We start from the raw sequence: 18,229 nt of genomic DNA, 5'->3' as shown, positions 1-18,229 counted from the left end.
TATACGAATGAACGGCCAGAATGATTACTTGGATTTGCTCGTGCCGACCGACGAGTGCGCGCTACGCCACCGTATTCTCGACGCGACTGCAAAAATGGGTTTCGACAAGGTGGTGCTCGCGGTGTTGCCGTCGCAGGGGGTGTCTTTCTGCGCAGCGCACATGTGGAGCAACTGCGAGCCGGAATGGGAGCAGCGCTATCGCGAGCGTTCCTTCGATCAGGTCGATCCGCTGCTCAAACATTGTTTCAGATCACGCATGCCGCTGATCTGGGACCCGGCTTTTTTCGTCGCCCCGGCGCAGCGCGAGTTTCATGACGAAGCGAGCGCCTTTGGTCTGAACCGTGGCGTCACGCTGCCGCTGTATGGATTGAAGGGGGAGGTGGGCATGCTGACGTGCGCGGTGAACGATGAATACGCGCTCACCTACGACAATTGCCTGCGCTGCCTGCCGCGTTTGTCGTTGCTGCGCGACATTACGAGCGAGGCGATCGGCCAGTTCGGGTTCGATACCCGATCCGGCTCGGCGCCCCGCCTGAGCCGCCGCGAGACGGAATGTCTGCGCTGGCATGCGTTCGGCAAGACCTCATGGGAGATCGGCCACATTCTCAACGTGAGCGAGTCCTGCATCAACTTTCACTTCAACAATATCCGCCGCAAGTTCAACGTGTCACGTCGTCATGAGGCCGTGCTGAAGGCGATCGAATGGGGCCTGCTCAGCGTCACCGACATGACCGCGGGTCTCGCCGCCAGCTAGTAACGAATCGGCAGGCCGTCCGGCGAGCCATGTGTCCAGAAAACTGTTGAGCCATGCGACGCCGGCACGATCGTGCCGATGCGCTTCGCGAGTCTGAGTGGGAATATCCTGGGCGCCCGGCGCGGAGAGCTTGTGTGCGGCGGCGGCGGTCCAGCGCCGCATCATCTGATAGCTGACCTCCGGGTGAAATTGCACGCCGTACGCGGCCGGGCCGTAACGCACCGCCTGGTTTTCAAACTCGTCGCCGGCGGCCAGCCGTTCGAGTCCCGCGACACTGTCGAAGCCTTCGCGGTGCCATTGATACACGCGCTCCGGCCATAGACACAACGCGCGCCCGAGCGGTGTCGGCTTGATCGGCCAGTAGCCGATTTCAGCGCGGCCGTCGCGATGTGTCGTCACGTTTCCGCCCAGATGACGAATCATCATCTGGGCGCCAAGACAGATGCCGAGAAACGGCGCCTGCTCGCGCAAGGGCACGCCGATCCAGTCGGTTTCGGTGCGAATCCACGCGTCGTTGTCGTTGGCGCTCATCGGGCCGCCGAAGATCATCGCGCCCGCATGGTCGCGCAGTGTCGTGGGCAGCGGATCGCCGAGCGGCGGCCGGCGAATGTCGAGTTCGTAGCCGCGTTGCAGCAGCAGACGGCCCACGCGCCCGGGGCTCGATTGCTCGCGATGCAGCACGATGAGAATCCGGCCATGCGGGTTGCCGGATGCCGTGTGCGGTGCGTCGTGTGAAAGGGACATGGCGGATAGGCGGATTGGCAAATTCAGTGGGTCAGCCGGGACGGCCGCGTAATGCTTCGAACGAGACCATCACGTGCTCGCGAAAGGCGGGGCGTTGTTGCAGTCGCCGATACCACGCGTTCACATGCGGCAGCGCCGGGCGGTCGACGTCGAGCGAGAAATAGCGGAACAGCGTCGCGCCGACCGGAATATCGCCGAGCCCCAACGCGTCGCCGCTCAGAAACGGCCGCGTGGCGAGTATCCGGTCGAGCATCTGGAAGTGCTGGGTGCAGCGCGCGTTCTTCTCGTGAACCAGCGGCCAGTTACGCTCGGACTCGGGCGTGCGAACCATCGCCCAGAACAGCCCGGTCATCAGATCGGGTTCGAGCGTGGTCTGGCACCAGTCCATCCAGCGCTCGGCATGCGAGCGCGCGAACGGATCGGCGAGCCAGAACGGCGCCTGACGCGTCTGTGCGGCAAGCAGCCGGAGGATCGTGTGCGATTCCCACGCAATCTCGCCGTCGAGCTCGATCACCGGAATACGCCGGGTCGGATTGAGCGCTTCGAATTCGGCCGTTTCGCAACCGCCGAATTCACCGCCAATCGACACATGCCGGTACGCCAGCCCCAACTCGCCGGCGAGCCACAGCACTTTCTGCACGTTGAACGAACTGCGTCTTCCCCAGATCGTCAGCATGTGGCGGCATCCTGCCGCGCGGGGCAGGCGGCGCTGTAGCGTTGCAGACCGGCGGCGAGATCGGCGATCAGATCGGCGGGCGCTTCGAGGCCGATATGCAGACGCACGCCGATACTGCCGTCCGGCCAACGCTGCGCGATACGCTGCGACTGCAGGTCGAACGGCACCGCCAGACTTTCGAAACCGCCCCACGAATAGCCGAGGCCGAACAGTTCGAGACTGTCGAGAAAGGCCGCGAGCGCTTCGTCGGGCGCGGCATGCAGGATCACCGAAAACAGTCCGGAGGTGCCTTTGAAGTCGCGTTTCCAGAGCGCGTGACCGGGGCAATCCTCGAACGCGGGAAACAGAATGCCCAGCACCTCGGGCTGCTGCTTGAGCCAGCTCGCCACCGCATACGCGTTCTCCTGATGCTGGCGCAAACGCAGCCCCAGCGTGCGCAGGCCGCGTAGTGCGAGATACATGTCGTCGGGGCCGACGCACAGACCGAGATCGCCGTGCAGTTGCTTCAACGCAGGCCACGCGGCGGCGTTCGCGGACACGGTGCCGAGCATCGCGTCGGAATGGCCGACCAGATATTTGGTGCCGGCCTGGATCGACAGATCGACGCCATGATCGTGCGGCCGGAACAGCAGCGGCGTGGCCCAACTGTTGTCGGCGATCACGCTCATGCCGTGCGCGTGCGCCACGCGGGTGATCGCGCCGATGTCCTGCACTTCGAACGTGTACGACCCCGGCGACTCCACGTAGACCGCGCGGGTACGCGGCCGGATCAACGGTTCGAGCGCGGCGCCCAGCAGCGGATCGTAGTACGTGGTGTCGATGCCCATGCGCCGCAGCACGCCGTCGCAGGCATGCCGGACCGGGCCGTAGACGCTGTCCGTCATCAGCAGATGATCGCCCGGCGTGAGACACGACAGCAGCGCGAGCGTGCAGGCGGACAGCCCCGACGGACACAGCACCGCGCCGGCGCCGCCTTCGAGCTCGATCAGCGCGTGTTCGAGCGCGTCGGAGGTCGGCGTGCCGCGCCGGCCGTAGATGTACGGCTGGGTCCGGTGCAAGAGGTCGTGCGTGGTCGGACTCAGTACCGTCGAGCCGTGATAGACCGGCGGATTGACGAAGCCGTGATAGGCGCCGGGGTCGCGTCCCGCGAGCGTGAGCCGGGTCGCGTCGGCGAACCGGTCCAGCAGCGGCGTGTACGGCGACGCGGGCGGCGCGTCCGGCGTAGCGCGACTCATGGCCATAGCAGGCTGCGCTCCCACGAAGCGTCCACGCCGCTGCCCGTGCCATTGTCTTTGCCGCTGCCTACGCGCACGTAGCGCAGTCGCGTAAAACGGCGCTCGGCATCCGACTGCCAGAACTCCACTTCATGCGGCGCCAACGCGTACATGCCCCAGTGCGGCGACACCAGCTCCGGCTGCGATGCGACGCGCGCGAGTTGCTCGTGCAGTGCGTGCCGGAGATCGTCTTGGCTGTTCAGCACTTCGCTCTGCCGGCCGATCAGAATGCTGGCGCGCGAGCGCTCCGGACGTGCCATGAAATCCGCGCGGCACGCCTCGTCGGACAAACGCTCCACCTTGCCGCGCAAGCGGATCTGCTGGGCCGTGGCGGGCCAGTAAAACGTGATGGCGGCCTCGGGCCGGTGCGTCAACTGACGGCCCTTGGGGCTCGTGGCGTTGGCCGCGAAATGCCAGCCTTGCGTGTCCATGTTGAGCAGCACGACGGAGCGGGCGTCGGGCGCGCCGTCCAGATCGACCGTGGAGAGCGTCATGACTTGCGGTTCGCTGACGCGGGCTTCCACCGCGGCATCGAACCACTGCTCGAACAGCGCGTGCGGCGTGGCCGGCACGGCGTTCGTGTCGAAGGTCTGGTGAGCGCCCGCGAGGGTCTTGAGCGACTTCAGGCGGCTTTCAAAGGCGGTCATAGCTAGGCGAGTGTCCATGTCGTTCATGCGAGGCCGAATTGCGTGGCGCGCGCGAGCAACCGGTGCGCGGCGAGATAGTCGGGGACTTCGGCGAGAAAGCCGTCCACCACGGCGGCGGCGACCCGCTGGCCGTTCGATTGTTCGCGGGCTTTGTCGAAGGTCTGGATCACGCGGCGGGCGAGCGCGACTTCGTCTGCGCTCGGCGTCAGCACGCGGTTGACGATCGCCGTGAGCGGCGCGTTGACGATGCCCTTGGCCTTGTAGCCGAACGCGCGCGACCTGCGCATGTCGAGTTCCGCGCCTTCGACGTCCGCGTAGCTGTACGGACAGTCGATCGCCGTGACGCCGACGGCCGCGCATTCGAGCAGAAACCGCGAGCGCACGTAATCGAGTTCGTGGCCGGCGTGCGTGCGTTCGGCGCCGAGATCGGCCACCATGTCTTCGGTGCCGACCAGCACCGCGGAAATCCGGCGGCTGCAGCGGGCAATCGCCATCGTGTTGACCACGCCCAGCGGCGATTCGATATTCGGCACGAGCTCGGTCGAACCCGGTTGAATGTCGTACTCCGCTTCGCAACGCGTGACGGCTTCGTCGAGCGCGACGACCTGTTCGGGCGTCGACACGAACGACATCATGATGATGTCCGGGCGGCTGCGCATGACGGCCCGCAGATCGTCCACGCCGCCGCTGTCGAGCGGGTTCACGCGCACGGAGGTCAGCACGCCGGCGTCGCGCCAGCATTTCAGGACTTCGTCCGCGATACGGTGGGCTTCCGGCCGGCGTGCCGGCGGCGTGAAAGTCTCGAGTTCCTGAACGAGGACGTCGGCGCCGGTCTGCGGACCGGCGAGAAGTGTTTCGCGGTCGGCGCCGGCCAGAAACAGCCAGGAGCGGCGCAACTGCGGCGGACGTCGATTGAGCAGGGGCATCGGATATTCCTCTCAGGCGCGGACCTCGTGAGTGCGCGCGCTACGTTGGTGACGATGAAGCGGATAGGCCGCGCAACGCGCCAGCGTTCAAGCCGGTGCGCTACGTGATGGGATGGAGTGATCTGGCGACGCCCGTGGCCGGGACGGGTTGAGTCCGCAACACCGATACGGTTGAGTGAATGACGTGATTCCGTGCGGGCTACCGCTCGTCATGCATCGGTCGATCGGTCGTTGTGTCGGTGAGCAGTCCCGGTTGCGTCAGGCGTCGTTGAGTCGGCCAAAGATTAAACGCGGCCGCCGCCGGCAACAACTATCAGGAATGTCAGTGTGCGGCAGACAAGCGTAGGTATTTCGTACGCGCTACAACGTGGTGGCGTTGCCGTTGCGGTCCAGCTCGAACACCTTGTGCTCCTGCAACCGGCGCTTGAGCCAGACCCCCGCTTTACCGAGCACGCGCGCCTTCGACCAGATCAGATCGACGCCGACCTGCCAGTCGGTATGCGGATAAGCCGCAAGTTGCAGTTCGACGAATTCCCCTTCGTCGAGCTCGCGCCGGATCAATTGCCTCGGTAACGTGGTCCAGCCGAGGCCCGCCCGCGTCATCTCCAGCAGCGCGAGATAACTCTCGGCCTGCCAGCAACGCGTCGAGTCGAGATATTCGGTACTCGGCAACGTGTTGTTGTGCGCGCTGAACACCAGCCGCCGATGCGAGCCAAGCTCGGCGAAGCTGACGCTATCGCGTTGCGCCAGCGGATGATCGCGCCGCGCCACGTGCGCGAGAATCAGCTTGCCCATCTGCGAAAAACCGAGATCGCGCGGATAGTCCGGTTGCGCGAACGCGACCCCCAGGTCCACTTCATCGTTGAGCAGCAGCTTGCTCACATCGCCATGCAGCGGATGACGAATGTCGAGATCGACATCGGGAAACTGCGCGGCGAAATCGAACAACGCGGGCATCAGCGTGTTGTAGGGCACTTCGATAGCGAGCGTTAGACCCGGCTCGACCAGCTCACCCAGATCATTCGCATGCGACTCCAGATCGAGACAGCGCTCCAGCACCAACTCCGCCTCATTGAGCAGTTTGCGTCCCGCCGCGGTCAGCACCGGCAATTTGCTGCTTCGGTCGAACAGCGCGAGTCCCCAGTCCACTTCGAGATTGGCAATGGCCATGCTGATGGTGGATTGCGTTTTGCCGAGACTGCGCGCGGCCGCCGAGAACGAACCGGCTTTTACCACGCGGGCAAACATCTCGAGTTGATCGAGGGAATAGCGCATGGCCGTGTTTCCGATCTATTGAAAAAAACGATGGATGTTCATTTGGTGGCCCGGCGGCCTTGATGGATTATGGCGCACCGACCAGCCCGCGGCCAAGCGCTTCGACGGGCCAGCTTCCCCGATACGCCGGTGCAAACCGGCGGTCCCGAAGCCATGCAAATAATGGAGACAACCATGAGTGAACGTAGCGCCGTCCATCCCGTCGACGAAATATTGCCGGTCCGGCAACTCGTCAGTTTTGGCCTGCAGCATGTGCTGGTGATGTACGCCGGCGCGGTGGCCGTTCCCCTGATTCTGGGCAGCGCGCTCGGTCTTACGCCGCAACAGATGATCACGCTGATCAACGCCAATCTGTTGACCTCGGGCATCGCGACGCTGATCCAGACGCTCGGCTTCTGGAAGTTCGGCGCGCGGCTGCCGTTGATCCAGGGTTGTTCGTTTATCGCCATCGCGCCGATGATCATGATCGGCAAGCAATATGGCCTGGCGCACGTGTTCGGTTCGGTGATCGCGTGCGGTGCGTTGACAATGCTGATCGCGCCGGTATTCAGCCGTTTGCTGCGGTTCTTTCCACCGGTCGTGATCGGCAGTCTGATCACGATCATCGGCGTGTCGCTGATGCCGGCGGCCGCGATCTGGCTGGGCGGCGGCGATCCTGGCGCGCCGGCTTTCGGGTCGGTGGCGAACCTCGTGCTCGGCTTCGTCACGGTGGCCATCACGCTGTTCATCTACGCGCGTTTCAAGGGCTTTATCGGCAATCTTTCGGTGCTGATCGGGCTGATTGCGGGCACGCTGATCGCGGCGGCTTGCGGCATGACGAGCTTCGCGCACGTGGGCGATGCGGCGTGGTTCGAAATCAGCGCACCGTTCGCATTCGGCTGGCCGCGTTTCGCGGTGACGCCTATCCTTGTGATGACACTGGCGATGCTCGTCATCATGGCGGAAACCACCGGCAACGTGCTCGCGATCGGCACGATCATCGGCCGGCCGTCGTCGCAAAGCACGCTCGGCAACGCGTTTCGCGCCGATGGTTTGTCGACCCTGCTGGGCGGTATTTTCAACAGCTTTCCGTATAACGCGTTCACGCAGAATACTGGCCTTATAGCGCTGTCGAATGTGAAAAGCCGCTATGTGGTGGCGTCGGCGGGAGCGATCATGATTCTGATGGGCATGTTTCCGAAGCTCGGCGCAATCATCGCTTCGGTGCCGCGGCCGGTGCTGGGCGGCTGCGCGATCGTCATGTTCGGCATGACGACCGTGGCGGGCATTCAGGAGTTGTCGCGTGTGAAGTTCGACGGCACCCGCAACGCGATTATCGTTGCGGTATCGGTAAGCGTCGGCGTGTTGCCGATGTCGTTTCCCGCGCTGTTCGGTCACGTGACTGGACCGCTGAAGCTGGTGCTGGACAGTGGGATTTTTCTTGGGGCGATCAGCGCCATCGTGCTCAATGTTTTGCTTAATCGCGAAAGCGGGTCCGGTCAGCTTGTTGGATCGGCGTCGGAGCTGGACCACGGTTCGTCTACATCGCTTTCCGCGCACAGTGCGCAATCGGAAGTTCTTTAATCACTCAACGCTCTCAACTCTCATTCAAGGAATCAGAAAATGAACATACAAAAAGCTTCCACCGCATCGACATTGTCCGAGACCGATCTGTCCTTGCTCCGCGCGGCGATCGACCTCGCCGAGGAATCGAAGAAGAGCGGCCGCCATCCATTCGCCGCGATCGTGGCGAACGAGCGCGGTGAAATCATCGCCACCGCCGGCAATAATTCGATGCCACCCGAAGGCGACCCGACCCAGCACGCCGAACTCGCGGCGGCGGCCAAAGCGGCGAAACTGCTGTCCCCGGACGAACTCGCGAAATGCACGCTCTACACGAGCGCCGAACCGTGCTGCATGTGCTCGGGCGCGATCTACTGGTGCAACATCGGCCGGGTTGTGTATGCGCTGTCCGAGCATCGGCTGTTGACGCTCACCGGGGATCATCCGGAGAACCCGACGTTCTCGCTGCCTTGCCGGGAGATCTTCCTGCGCGGACAACGGCATATTGAAGTGGTCGGTCCGCTGCTCGAAGAGGAAGCCGAACAATCGCATATCGGCTTCTGGGGCTAAGGAGCGTGACTGAGTGAGCGAGTTCTCGTCGGCATACCGGACGGCCCGCCGATGCAGTATCCTCTCGCGTGGCGCACCCCCGTTTTAAGCGGCCGACGCGCCGCGCACGCCGTTTCTTCGCGCTCGCCCGTCTGGTCGGTCATGCAAAGCGTACAAAGCGCCATGGAACTGAAAGGAGGGCGGAGATGAGCTTCTCGGCCGACATGCTCGTGCTGATCTGCGCCGGTTGCTGGGTCGCGGTGGTCCTCGCGCGCTCCGGCGTGCTGCGCGGCAAACGCGGCGAGCGGGATTCACAGGGCGCGCGCGTCTTGCGAGGCGCGCTGGGGAAACGCGACGTGCCCGACGTGCGCAACGTTCAGGATGTCAGAGACGTGCGAAACGTCGGCCGGATCGGCGGCCTGAAAAACACGCGCGGCTGGCGCAAACCGCGCCCCTGAGTGAGCCGTGCAGCACAGCGGCGCGTCGACGCAATCCGCATAAGCACTCAGGCGGAATATTCCCGCGCTTTGGCGAACGCGCTAACATGTTCCCCCCAACGCCAATTTCATCACTCGTGAATCGGGCGCCATTCAACCCTGGCCACCGCGATCGGCAGACAACGCTATGAGTGACACCCCGCAGCCGCCGTTTTCCATTCTCTTCGTCGACGACGACGAGCTGTCGCGCAACCATTTCGCACGCGCCATTCGCGCGGATTACAACGTGCATGTCGCCGGCAGCGCGGAGGAGGCCATGGCCGTGCTCGACCGCCACGGCGCGGAGATCGCCGTGCTGGTGACGGATTTCCGCATGCCCGGCCGCGACGGCGACGATCTGCTGCGCCACGTCGCGCACGAATACCCGCAGATCGTGCGGATTCTCGTGACCGCGTACGCCGATAAAGACCTGCTGCTGAAAACCGTCAATACCGGCGAGATTTTCCGCATCCTCGAAAAACCGTTGCGCACGGAGAAGGTCCGCGAGGTGCTGCAACTGGCCATGATGCGCTACGCCGAGCGGGAAACGCGTCAGCAGCGCCTGCTGGCCATGGACGAAACGCTGGCCTTCCTGGCTCACGAACTGAACACCCCGCTGGCGACGATCTCGCTGTTCGCACAATCGGTCGGCAGCAACGTCGCGGAGCAATACGATCCGGAGCGTCAGAAGGAGATCGGTCACGCGGCCACGTCGATGCTCAACAACGCGCAGTATTGCCTGACGCTGATCTCGTCGTTCTGGGCGACGGTGCACAAGAGCGGCGCCCAGCAATCGGCGTCGGGCGTGAGTCTGCGCGAAGTGACCGCGACGCGGCTGATCGCCACCTTGCTCGACACTTATCCGTTCGCCGCCTCGCAGCGCGACTGGATTCAGGTCGACGTGCAAGGCGATTTCGTGGTCCGCACCATGCCCAACTGCGTGGCGCTGGTGCTGTCTTCGCTGTTGTCCAATGCGCTGCGCGCGCTTGAGACGACTGCCGATCCTCTGCTGCGACTCGAAGTCGTCGCCACGCCCGAGCCGGAAATCCGGGTTCGCGACAATGGTCCCGGCATCGCGCCGGAGATCAAGGCGCGTCTGATGCAGGACCCCGTCACCACGTATGCGGGAGCCGGCGGCCACGGCATGGGCACGATCTTTTGCAACCGCATCATGCAATCGTCCGGCGGCTCGCTGCGGATCGACTCCGCGCTCGGCGAGGGGACGACCGTGACGATGGCGTTTCCCGGCCATTTGTCGTCGACCGCGCGCGGATAGATTCGCCGCACGGCTGTTATGACATCCCCGACTTAGTAGCTGACAAATGCTTGGTTCGTGGCCTCCCGGCGCGCTGCTACAGTGGCCGCCACGCTGACGGGTGCGCCCGCAACGATCAAGAAAATCAATTGCTTAAGGGGCTTTCACCATGAAGAACTGGACTCGCCGTGCCGCTATTGCCGGACTGCTATTGACGCTGGCGGGCGTCGCGCACGCCGATCAACTCGACGACATCAAAAAGGCCGGCGTCTTGCGCGTCGCCACATTCGACAGTAATCCGCCGTTCGGTTTCGTCGATCCGAAGAGTAATCAGATTGTCGGTCTCGACGTCGACTATGCGCGCGCCGTCGCGGCGAAACTCGGCGTGAAGCTCGAGATTCAGCCCACCAACCCGGCCAACCGGATCGCGTTTCTGAAGTCGAACAAGGTCGATCTGGTCTTCGCGAACTTCACGATTACAGATGAACGCAAGAAGGAAATCGACTTCAGCACGCCGTATTTCGCGTCCGGCACGCAGTTCATCGCGAAGAAGGGCGTATTGAAGTCGCCGCAGCAACTGGCGAGTCTGCGGATCGGCGCGGACAAGGGCACCACCAACGAACAGCAGGTCCGCGCGCAGTATCCGGCCGCGACCATCGTCGCTTACGACGACACGCCGTTCGCGTTTGCCGCGCTGCGCGCCGGCAACGTGCAGGCCATCACGCAGGACGGCCCGAAGCTGGTCGCGTTGCTGGCCAATGTGCCGGATAAGGACAAGTACGAGATTCCGCCGTTCACGATCTCGAACGACTACGAAGGCGTCGGTGTGCCGAAGAACCAGCCGCGTCTGTTGAGCGTGGTCAACGAGACGCTGCAGGATCTGGAAGCGAAGGGCAACGCGTCGAAGATTTACGACCAGTGGTTCGGCCCGAAGAGCCGCGCGCCGCTGCCGCGTCTGTTCAAGATCGGCGATCCGCAGAAGAGCTGAGCGAAGCGTTGAACTGAGCGCCAGGCACAGCGCGCTCACCCTCCGGCCCGCCGCGCATCTGACGGCGGGCTGATCTGTTTCTGCATTTCCCTCGCATTTTCCCGCACAGCAATGGTTTCCAAACAATGACGATGAACACGTGGCTCGAACCGCGCTACACGGCGTGGATCTGGCACGGCTTCGCCATGACGCTGGCGCTGTCGGCCTGTGTGATCGTGGGCGCGACGCTGCTGGGTTTCGGCCTGGCGCTCGCCCGCAGCGCGCGTTATGCGGCCGTGCGCCGCGCGGCGGCCGCTTATGTGCTGATCTTCCGTAACTCGCCGCTGATCGTGCAACTGCTGTTCTGGTATTTCGGCGCGGCCGCGCTAATGCCGGAAAGCGCGATGAGCTGGCTGAATACACCGCATACACTCACGCTCGGGCCATTGACACCCGGCTGGCCGAGCTTCGAGTTTCTGGCCGGCTGGATCGGCCTCACGTGCTATGCAACCCCCTTTATCGGCGAAGAATTCCGCGCGGGGCTGCGCGGCGTGCGCGACGGTCAGCATCAGGCGGCCGCCGCGCTCGGACTGACGCGCTTCGCGGCGTTCCGCTATGTGATTCTGCCGCAGGCGGTGCGGATCGCAACGCCGCCGCTGGCCGGGCAATATATGAATATCGTCAAGAACTCGTCGCTCACCATGGCGATCGGGCTGGCCGAGTTGTCGTACTCGTCGCGCCAGGTCGAGACGGAAACGCTGAAGACGTTCCAGTCGTTCGGCATGGCGACGCTGCTTTACATCGCGACGATTGCCACGATTGAAATCGCGTTGCTGCTGCGGCAGCGCAATGGCGTTCACGGTGCTCGCAGTACTCGTGGTGCTCGTGGTGCTTACATCACGCGCGGAGGCCGCTCATGAACGCGCCCGACTGGCTGTCTATCCTCCGCTACCTGCTGCTCGGCACGTTTCCCAATGGCCCGCTCGGCGGCGTCGCGCTGACCGTGGTGTTGACGCTGGCGTCGGCGTCGTTGTCGGTGCTGCTCGGCCTGGCCGGCGGCGTCGCGCTGGCGATGACGCGCGGCATCGCGCATCTCGTGCTGCTCACCGTGGTGGGCCTGTTCCGCGCGATTCCCGTGCTGATGCTGATTTTCTGGACCTTCTTCCTGATGCCCGTGCTTTTGCATGCGGACGTCCCCGGACTCGCGACCGTGGTGTGCGCGCTCGCGCTGATCGGCGGCGCCTATCTGTCGCATTCGGTGCAGGCGGGCATCGTCGCGATCGGCGACGGGCAGTGGCAGGCGGCGCTGTCGCTCGGCATGACGCGCGGCCAGGCGCTGCGTTACGTGCTGTTGCCGCAGGCGGTGCGGGTGATGACGCCGTCGTTCGTCAATCAATGGGTGTCGCTGATCAAGGACACGTCGCTGGCCTATATCGTCGGCGTGCCCGAGTTCACCTTTCTTGCCAATCAGGTCAATAGCCGGCTGATGGTTTATCCCGCGCAGATCTTTCTGTTCGTCGGGCTGGTATATCTGGTGCTGTGCTGCACGTTTCAATGGGCCGTGACGCGCGTGCTGAGCGCACGCTTCGGCACGCCGGGCTAGCAAGGAAAAGCGCAAGGCAAAGCGCGTTTGACGTGGATCAAGGTGAGCTGGGGTGGGCGCTGGTACTGTCGGCGCCATCTCAGAATTGCGACCTACGATCCCGTCAAGCCATGGCTCATCACACGCTGGATATCGAAATCGGGCGGCTGGTTTCCGGCTCGATGCTGGAGTGCTCGCCGCGCACATCGATTCATGACGCCGCCCACTGCATGGCGGAGCAACGTCGCAGCGCGATCGTCGTGATGGACGGTCCGCGCGCGGTCGGCATCTGGACCGAACACGACGCGCTGGCGCTGGCCGACGACACCGACGTCCACGCCACGCCGGTGGAAGCCGTGATGAGCTGGCCGGTGATGTCGTTGCCGCAGCACACGCGCCTGGGCGATGCCGCGTTGCACTTCAGGAACAGCGGCATTCGTCATTGCCTCGTGGTCGACGACCAGGGGCACTCGCTCGGCATTCTCACGCAGACCGACTTCGTGATGAATCAGGGCGCCGAGTACTTCCTGCGGATGAAGTCGATCGAATCGATCAAAACCGCCGCGCCGGTGCTGGTCGATCACGCGCTGTGCGTGAAGGAAGCCATGCGTTTGATGCGCGCGCAACGACTGAGCGCGGTGGTGGTCGCGTATCCGGACGGCGTGCACGGCATTCTGACCGAGCGCGATATCGTCGGTCTGGTCGCGAACGGCGCGACGAACGGCACGGTGGGTTGCCATGCGAGCCGGCCGCTTCGGTGCCTGCGCCAGTCGCAGAGTCTGTATGCCGCGCGCCAGTATCTGATCGAACATCGCATGCGTCATGTCGGCATTCTCGACCGGCACGACGTGTTGATCGGTGTGCTGGGTCTCGCCGATATTCTCAACGACATCGAACACGAGTACGTGCAGGAACTGCAAATCGCGCTGCGCGAGCGCGACGACGCGTTGTTCGAGTCGCGCTACAACCTGCGCCTCGCCGACCGGGTGGTCGAATCGTCGCTCGATGGCGTGATGGTGACCGATCTGCACGGCACCATCGAACGGGTCAATCCGGCTTTCACCCGACTGACCGGCTACGCGAAATCCGAGGTGGTGGGGCGCAACGCCAACCTGCTGAGTTCCGGCCGCCAGCCGCCGGGTTTTTATCGCGAGCTATGGCAACACCTGCAGGAAGCCGGGCATTGGCAAGGCGAAATCTGGAACCGCAAGAAGAGCGGCGAGCTGTACCTGGAATATCTGTCGATCTCCGGTATCTGCGACGAAACCGGCCTCTGCACGCATTACGCCGCGATCTTTTCGGATATCACCGGGCGCCGACTGGCGGAGGAGCGGTTGAGTTATCTGGCCACGCACGACGCGCTCACCGGCCTGCCGAATCGCACGCTGTTCAGCGAACGGCTCGGTCACGCGATGGTGCGCGCGCAACGCAGCGGCAAACGGGTCGCGGTGATGTTCCTCGATCTCGACCGCTTCAAGCTGATCAACGACACGCTCGGCCACGGCATCGGCGACGAAACGCTGAAGGTGATTGCGGAGCGGCTCAAGCACGGCGTGCGTGAAACCGATACGGTCGCGCGGTTGGGCGGCGACGAGTTCACGATCGTCGCGGAAGATATCGAAGATATCCGCCATGTCGGCAAGATCGCGCAATCGCTGCTCGAAGTAATCGGCCGGCCGATCGGTGTCGGCGCGCAAAGCGTGTTCGTGACGCCGAGCATCGGCATCAGCATGTTTCCCGACGACGGCACCGATCCGAAGCAATTGCTGATGCAGGCGGATCGCGCCATGTACGAAGCCAAGGAAGTCGGCAAGAACAACTTCCAGTTCTTCGCGGCGACGATGACTTCGTCGGCGAAAGAGCGGATCGTGCTCGAAGGCGAATTGCGTCAGGCGCTGCTGGCCGGCGAATTCCGTCTGCACTACCAGCCCGAATTCGATCTGCGCACCGGCGCGATGACCGGCGTGGAAGCGCTGGTCCGCTGGCAGCATCCGCAGCGTGGCTTGATTGGGCCCGATCAGTTTATTCCGGCCGCGGAAGAGTCGGCGCTGATCGTGCCGATCGGCGGCTGGGTGCTGCGCGAGGCGTGCCGCCAGGCGCGCGCGTGGCTCGACGAAGGCTTCGAGTTCGGACGCATTGCCGTCAACCTGTCCGGCAAGCAGTGCCGTCACGACGGTTTTCTGCACGACGTGGCCCGCGTGTTGAGCGACACCGGCTTACCGGCGCAGCGCCTGCAGTTCGAACTGGTCGAGAGCATGGCCATGACCGGCCGCGAAGAGACCGCCGCGTTGCTGGGTGAACTGGCGCGGCGCGGCATCAGTCTCGCAATCGACGACTTCGGCACCGGCTACTCGGCGTTCGCCTATTTGCAGAGTCTGCCGGTGGATACGCTGAAGATCGACCGCTCGTTTCTCGCGCAGATCGGACCCGGCACCACCGACGGCGCGATCGTTCGCGCGATCGTCGCAATGGCTAAGGCGCTCGGCATCACGGTCGTGGCCGAAGGCGTCGAATACGACGCCCAGTGGCGCTTTCTGCGCGAAATCGGCTGTGACCGCGCGCAGGGTTATTTGCTAGGCCGGCCGGTTCCCGCCGAGCAGTTGATCCGCACCGCGCACGACGCGCGCTATGCGCCGTGTGCCGCCCTGGCGAGCGAGCGCGGCCGATTCGACGGCAAGCTCGAAACTGCTGCTGAACCGGCCTCATTGCACGTATCACTATCGGCCTCACTACAGGCGTAACAAGCGACAACCCCATGCGTGAAAATCTCCCGGTCACCGATGAAGAGTACGTGCTGTCCGAACTGGACGTGATCATCACCCGCACGGACCTGACGGGCAACATCGTCTACGCCAATGAAGCGTTCCTGCGCAGCAGCGGCTATCCGCACGCCGAGGTGATCGGCAAGCCGCAGAATATCGTCCGCCACCCGGACATGCCCGAGGAAGCGTATCGGGATTTGTGGGAGACCATCGGCGGCGACCGGCCGTGGACCGGCGTGGTCAAGAATCGCCGCAAGCAGGGCGGCTATTACTGGGTGCTCGCCAATGTCACGTCGGTGTTCGAGAAGGGCGAGAAGGTCGGCTATATGTCGGTGCGTACGAAGCCGTCCAGCGAGCAGATCGCGCGGGCCGACCGCCTGTATGAGCGGCTCAATTCGCCGTCCGGCCACAAGCTGCGCCTGTCCGGCGGAACGGTGATCCGCACGGGTGTGGCCGGTGTCGTGGACCGCTTGCTGCGCCTGCCGGTCAATCTGCGCGTGTGGGCCACCATGGCGATGTTGATCGCCGTGATCCTGCTGCAAACGCTCGTCGCGAGTGGTTGGGTGCTGCCGCAGATGCCGCCGCTGTGGCAGGCCTTGGGGCTGGCCGGCGTGGGAACCGGTATCGCGCTTGCCTGCGGCGTCTATCTGACGCGCAATCTGCTGATGCCGCTGCAGGCGCTCAACGCAGGCGCGTTGAGCGTGCTGAACGGCCACATCCAGCAGCGGTTTCCGGAACGCGGCGACGCGCAGACCCGCATGCTCGGCCGGATGCTGAACCAGATGAACGCGAAGCTGGTCGGCGTGCTGATCGACGCCAAGATTTCAATCGATGCGATCCGCGACAAGACCCACGAATTCGTGCGCGGCAATAGCGATCTGGCCACCCGCACCGACGAACAGGCGAGCGCTATCGATCAGACCACCGCCAGCCTCGCCGAGATCACGGAGACGGCGGAACAGAACGCGCTCGGTGCGGAGCGCGCCAATACGTCCGGGCGGCAAACGGCGGAAACCGCCGAAGTCGCGGCCGGCGAGGTGCAGAAGACGGTCGCCGTAATGGAGCGCGTGCGCGAGCATTCGCGCAAGATTTCGGACATCACGTCGGTGATCGACGCGATTGCGTTTCAGACCAATATCATCGCGCTGAACGCGTCGGTGGAAGCGGCGCGCGCGGGACAATACGGACGCGGCTTCGCGGTGGTGGCCTCCGAGGTGCGCAGTCTCGCGCAACGCGCGGCCGGCGCCGCGAAGGAAATCAAAACCTTGATCGAAACGTCGCTGCATACGGTCACCACGGCCTCGCAAACGGCGGCGCGCGCCGGCGAGACGATGAATACCGTCGAGCAGACGGTCACGCAATTGACCCGCACGCTGTACGACATCGCGCTCGCGAGCCGCGGCCAGAGCGTGCAGATTGCGCAGATCAACGAAGCGGTCGGGCAGGTGGCCGGGCTGACCCAGCGCAATGCGGCGCTGGTCGAGCAGTCGGCGGTGGCATCCTCCGATCTTCAGCAACAGACGCAGTCGCTCGAGTCGGCGATGAGTATTTTTCATTTGCGCAGTGAGACGCGCGGTGAAGAGCGTAGCGAGGAAACGGCCGAAGTCGCGTAGAAGGCCGGCGGCGTTGTGAGTCCACGTGGCGTAGGTGTCGATCGGCCGGCGCTAGCTGTCGCAGTACACTGGCGCCAGCAATCCGTGAAATCACGGCATCGACGCAATGGAGGCACAACGTGACGCAAGTTCAAACGCAAGACGCGACGCATGCGGGGCTGCAACAGGAGGCATCGAAGTCATCCGAATGGGAGGTACGCTGCGAACTGGCGGCGCTATACCGTTTGATGGCCCATCTGAAGATGTCCGATCTGATCGACACGCACATCACCGCGCGCGTGCCGGGCGAGCCCGGTCATTTTCTGATCAACCGCTACGGCGTGTTGTTCAACGAAATGCGGGCGTCGGACCTGGTGAAGATCGATGCAGAAGGCCGCGTGGTGGAACGCGATCCGGACCCGGTCCGGCATCGCGTGAACGTGGCGGGCTTTGTGATTCATTCGGCGGTGCATGGCGCGCGAGAGGACATGCATTGGGTGATCCATGTGCATACCGCCGCGAGCAGCGCGGTGTCCGCGCAGGAAGACGGCTTGCTTCCGATCAGCCAGCATGCGCTGCGTTTCTATCGACGGCTCGCGTATCACGACTACGAAGGCATCGCCCTCGACACGGCCGAGCGTGAGCGTCTGGTGGCGGATCTCGGTGCGCACAAGGCCATGATGCTGCGCAATCACGGCGTGCTGGTCGGCGCGCCGAGCGCGGCGGAAGCGTTCAGCCTGATCTATTTTCTCGAACAGGCGTGCCGCATTCAGATCGGCGCGATGGCCGGTAACGCGCGTCTGCGGGTGCCGGACGCGGCGGTTTGCGAGAAAACGGCGAAGCAATTCGATGCGGCCGGTGAATACGACTTGATGGACCTCGCCTGGCAGGCTGCGCTGCGGCTGATCGGCGATCAGGCCGCCGCGTATCGAAGCTGATAAAAACTAATCCGGTAACCGGGCCGCGCATTGCATTAAATGCGCGGCCCGGGTAAAAAATACAGTTCATTCAAAAACGTTCATGCCGAATTGATCTGGCCAGAATCGATCTGATTCGCTCTAAAAATCCCCATTCACATTTCATCCGACCTCGCTATAATCCGAACGCCTGCATTTTTGGCACTTTACCTGCGCGAGCGCGATGGGCTTTTTGACGGGATGCCGACATCGCCATAAAAACTGACGCCGTCACACGGTTAATGGACCACG

The 18,229-nt window shown here is 63.8% G+C and carries 17 protein-coding genes; 11 read left to right on the top strand and 6 right to left on the bottom strand.

The genetic code is table 11. From position 1 onward, the window contains the following. Positions 1–7: 7 nt before the first annotated feature. Entirely contained in the window at positions 8–754 is a 747-nt protein-coding gene (locus HWY05_RS11250) for a LuxR family transcriptional regulator (protein WP_051980483.1), read from the top strand. On the opposite strand, the gene HWY05_RS11245 is transcribed toward HWY05_RS11250, so the two are convergent. The 6 genes from HWY05_RS11245 to HWY05_RS11220 all read right to left on the bottom strand — a co-directional run bounded on the left by HWY05_RS11245 (position 668) and on the right by HWY05_RS11220 (position 6,296). After that, positions 668–1,498, bottom strand: coding sequence for a glutamine amidotransferase (locus HWY05_RS11245; protein WP_176058357.1), 831 nt, complete (start codon positions 1,496–1,498; stop codon positions 668–670). The genes HWY05_RS11250 and HWY05_RS11245 overlap by 87 nt on opposite strands. 31 nt (positions 1,499–1,529) lie before the next feature. Further along, complete coding sequence (locus HWY05_RS11240; RefSeq protein ID WP_035549665.1) at positions 1,530–2,174, bottom strand: glutathione S-transferase; 645 nt, start codon at positions 2,172–2,174, stop codon at positions 1,530–1,532. Further along, positions 2,168–3,415, bottom strand: coding sequence for a cystathionine beta-lyase (metC, locus tag HWY05_RS11235; RefSeq protein WP_244146581.1), 1,248 nt, complete (start codon positions 3,413–3,415; stop codon positions 2,168–2,170). Before metC ends, HWY05_RS11240 begins: the two co-directional genes overlap by 7 nt. Then, a complete protein-coding gene (locus HWY05_RS11230) occupies positions 3,406–4,095 on the bottom strand; it encodes a pyridoxal 5'-phosphate synthase (protein WP_176058356.1) in 690 nt (229 codons plus the stop codon). The genes metC and HWY05_RS11230 overlap by 10 nt, the downstream gene beginning before the upstream one ends. 23 nt (positions 4,096–4,118) lie before the next feature. Further along, positions 4,119–5,021, bottom strand: coding sequence for a CoA ester lyase (locus HWY05_RS11225; protein ID WP_035549671.1), 903 nt, complete (start codon positions 5,019–5,021; stop codon positions 4,119–4,121). A gap of 360 nt (positions 5,022–5,381) precedes the next feature. After that, entirely contained in the window at positions 5,382–6,296 is a 915-nt protein-coding gene (locus tag HWY05_RS11220; RefSeq protein WP_035549674.1) for a LysR family transcriptional regulator, read from the bottom strand. A gap of 174 nt (positions 6,297–6,470) precedes the next feature. Here HWY05_RS11220 and HWY05_RS11215 point away from each other — a divergent pair, with 174 nt between their 5' ends. From HWY05_RS11215 to HWY05_RS11170, 10 genes are all read left to right on the top strand, one after another. Further along, positions 6,471–7,859, top strand: a complete 1,389-nt coding sequence (locus HWY05_RS11215; protein ID WP_176058355.1) for a nucleobase:cation symporter-2 family protein — start codon at positions 6,471–6,473, stop codon at positions 7,857–7,859. Between the two features lie 39 nt (positions 7,860–7,898). After that, positions 7,899–8,408, top strand: coding sequence for a nucleoside deaminase (locus HWY05_RS11210; protein ID WP_035549676.1), 510 nt, complete (start codon positions 7,899–7,901; stop codon positions 8,406–8,408). A 185-nt stretch (positions 8,409–8,593) separates the two neighbouring features. Next, on the top strand, positions 8,594–8,845 hold the full coding sequence (locus HWY05_RS11205; RefSeq protein ID WP_176058354.1) for a hypothetical protein: 252 nt from the start codon (positions 8,594–8,596) through the stop codon (positions 8,843–8,845). Between the two features lie 166 nt (positions 8,846–9,011). Then, positions 9,012–10,139, top strand: coding sequence for a hybrid sensor histidine kinase/response regulator (locus tag HWY05_RS11200; protein ID WP_176058353.1), 1,128 nt, complete (start codon positions 9,012–9,014; stop codon positions 10,137–10,139). Between the two features lie 148 nt (positions 10,140–10,287). After that, positions 10,288–11,106, top strand: coding sequence for an ABC transporter substrate-binding protein (locus tag HWY05_RS11195; protein WP_176058352.1), 819 nt, complete (start codon positions 10,288–10,290; stop codon positions 11,104–11,106). A 131-nt stretch (positions 11,107–11,237) separates the two neighbouring features. Next, positions 11,238–12,005 (top strand): amino acid ABC transporter permease, encoded by a 768-nt coding sequence (locus HWY05_RS11190; RefSeq protein ID WP_035561655.1) that lies wholly within the window; start codon positions 11,238–11,240, stop codon positions 12,003–12,005. Next, positions 12,002–12,688 (top strand): amino acid ABC transporter permease, encoded by a 687-nt coding sequence (locus HWY05_RS11185; protein WP_176058351.1) that lies wholly within the window; start codon positions 12,002–12,004, stop codon positions 12,686–12,688. Before HWY05_RS11190 ends, HWY05_RS11185 begins: the two co-directional genes overlap by 4 nt. 110 nt (positions 12,689–12,798) lie before the next feature. Continuing rightward, on the top strand, positions 12,799–15,408 hold the full coding sequence (locus HWY05_RS11180) for an EAL domain-containing protein (protein ID WP_176058350.1): 2,610 nt from the start codon (positions 12,799–12,801) through the stop codon (positions 15,406–15,408). A gap of 14 nt (positions 15,409–15,422) precedes the next feature. Beyond that, on the top strand, positions 15,423–17,042 hold the full coding sequence (locus tag HWY05_RS11175) for a methyl-accepting chemotaxis protein (protein WP_176058349.1): 1,620 nt from the start codon (positions 15,423–15,425) through the stop codon (positions 17,040–17,042). Positions 17,043–17,200: 158 nt separating this feature from the next. Further along, positions 17,201–17,959 carry a class II aldolase/adducin family protein gene (locus tag HWY05_RS11170; RefSeq protein WP_035561658.1) on the top strand — a complete coding sequence of 253 codons (759 nt, stop codon included), beginning with the start codon at positions 17,201–17,203 and terminating at the stop codon, positions 17,957–17,959. The last annotated feature ends 270 nt before the right edge of the window (positions 17,960–18,229 follow it).

The organism is Paraburkholderia sp. BCC1876 (genome assembly GCF_902833695.1).
Classification (GTDB): domain Bacteria; phylum Pseudomonadota; class Gammaproteobacteria; order Burkholderiales; family Burkholderiaceae; genus Paraburkholderia.
This window is presented reverse-complemented; position numbering and strand designations above follow the sequence as displayed.

Excerpts from the sequence above, each read along its gene's own strand:
- HWY05_RS11195 (WP_176058352.1), top strand. The coding sequence starts at position 10,288 with ATGAAGAACTGGACTCGCCGTGCCGCTATTGCCGGACTGCTATTGACG.
- HWY05_RS11215 (WP_176058355.1), top strand. The coding sequence starts at position 6,471 with ATGAGTGAACGTAGCGCCGTCCATCCCGTCGACGAAATATTGCCGGTC.
- metC (WP_244146581.1), bottom strand. The coding sequence starts at position 3,415 with ATGGCCATGAGTCGCGCTACGCCGGACGCGCCGCCCGCGTCGCCGTAC.
- HWY05_RS11250 (WP_051980483.1), top strand. The coding sequence starts at position 8 with ATGAACGGCCAGAATGATTACTTGGATTTGCTCGTGCCGACCGACGAG.
- HWY05_RS11200 (WP_176058353.1), top strand. The coding sequence starts at position 9,012 with ATGAGTGACACCCCGCAGCCGCCGTTTTCCATTCTCTTCGTCGACGAC.
- HWY05_RS11230 (WP_176058356.1), bottom strand. The coding sequence starts at position 4,095 with ATGACCGCCTTTGAAAGCCGCCTGAAGTCGCTCAAGACCCTCGCGGGC.
- HWY05_RS11205 (WP_176058354.1), top strand. The coding sequence starts at position 8,594 with ATGAGCTTCTCGGCCGACATGCTCGTGCTGATCTGCGCCGGTTGCTGG.
- HWY05_RS11180 (WP_176058350.1), top strand. The coding sequence starts at position 12,799 with ATGGCTCATCACACGCTGGATATCGAAATCGGGCGGCTGGTTTCCGGC.
- HWY05_RS11190 (WP_035561655.1), top strand. The coding sequence starts at position 11,238 with ATGAACACGTGGCTCGAACCGCGCTACACGGCGTGGATCTGGCACGGC.
- HWY05_RS11240 (WP_035549665.1), bottom strand. The coding sequence starts at position 2,174 with ATGCTGACGATCTGGGGAAGACGCAGTTCGTTCAACGTGCAGAAAGTG.
- HWY05_RS11210 (WP_035549676.1), top strand. The coding sequence starts at position 7,899 with ATGAACATACAAAAAGCTTCCACCGCATCGACATTGTCCGAGACCGAT.
- HWY05_RS11175 (WP_176058349.1), top strand. The coding sequence starts at position 15,423 with ATGCGTGAAAATCTCCCGGTCACCGATGAAGAGTACGTGCTGTCCGAA.
- HWY05_RS11220 (WP_035549674.1), bottom strand. The coding sequence starts at position 6,296 with ATGCGCTATTCCCTCGATCAACTCGAGATGTTTGCCCGCGTGGTAAAA.
- HWY05_RS11245 (WP_176058357.1), bottom strand. The coding sequence starts at position 1,498 with ATGTCCCTTTCACACGACGCACCGCACACGGCATCCGGCAACCCGCAT.
- HWY05_RS11185 (WP_176058351.1), top strand. The coding sequence starts at position 12,002 with ATGAACGCGCCCGACTGGCTGTCTATCCTCCGCTACCTGCTGCTCGGC.
- HWY05_RS11225 (WP_035549671.1), bottom strand. The coding sequence starts at position 5,021 with ATGCCCCTGCTCAATCGACGTCCGCCGCAGTTGCGCCGCTCCTGGCTG.